2 protein-coding genes are annotated in these 778 nt (G+C 39.3%); both read right to left on the bottom strand.

The genetic code is table 11. The features are described from left to right. A partial coding sequence (locus A3761_RS03450) for a hypothetical protein (protein WP_156491563.1) occupies positions 1-357 on the bottom strand: 357 nt, incomplete at its 3' end. Between the two features lie 35 nt (positions 358-392). Then, positions 393-719, bottom strand: coding sequence for a DUF3450 family protein (locus tag A3761_RS03455; protein WP_068749818.1), 327 nt, complete (start codon positions 717-719; stop codon positions 393-395). Positions 720-778: the final 59 nt, after the last annotated feature.

The raw sequence follows: 778 nt of genomic DNA on the forward strand, positions 1-778 counted from the left end.
ACCCAGCTTACTCAAACTTGAGCGAGCCTGTATAAGAGTTGTTTCAAGCAGTAATTGGTCATTCTCATTGAAGTCGACATCACGCGAGGCTTCGACAATATCCTGATTGAGACGATCGACCTGATTCTTTTTCTTTAAATAGCTTTTTTGCAGGCCATCAATATCACCCTGAAGTTTCTTCAAGGTAATTTCCTGAGATTCGGACAACTTAACCAAGCGTTGCTCTAAAGCCTTTTTCTCAGCGACCAGATAAGCATATTCCTTCTGATATGCCTGCTCTAGCTCTCCTGCCTGAACAGTAAATGATAAGCTGAAAACCACCATCATTAGCGATAATAATCGTATTAAGTTACTCATATTCATTACATCAAATATCCGTGTTAGGCCTAAAATTAATTCGAGGAAGTGTTAGCAGGAAGAAAGTTAGGTACCTTGAACAATCCGTTGCGGATGTTCTTATTGAAAGAATCAAATAAATAATCAAGTTCGCGTAGATTTTCACTTCCGCTTATTGAAGCTTGATTCCATCCGCTACTCTCTTGCTTAATCACCCCATATTCACCATCAGAGGTTTTGAAAAACATCGCTATTTTTCCTAAGCGTAAAACCTTAACTAGCTTGTCTTCACCCGAAATAAACAGCGACTCATTATAAATACCACTGCTTCGACCCAGGATTAACTCATCTTCTACAAAGGCCCATAGCTGATTCGATTCCATTTAAGTTGCCGCAGCGCTTGAAAGCCTTAGATGATATTGAGCATCGCTTAATTACAAAT

The sequence above is a fragment of the Oleiphilus sp. HI0123 genome (genome assembly GCF_001635315.1).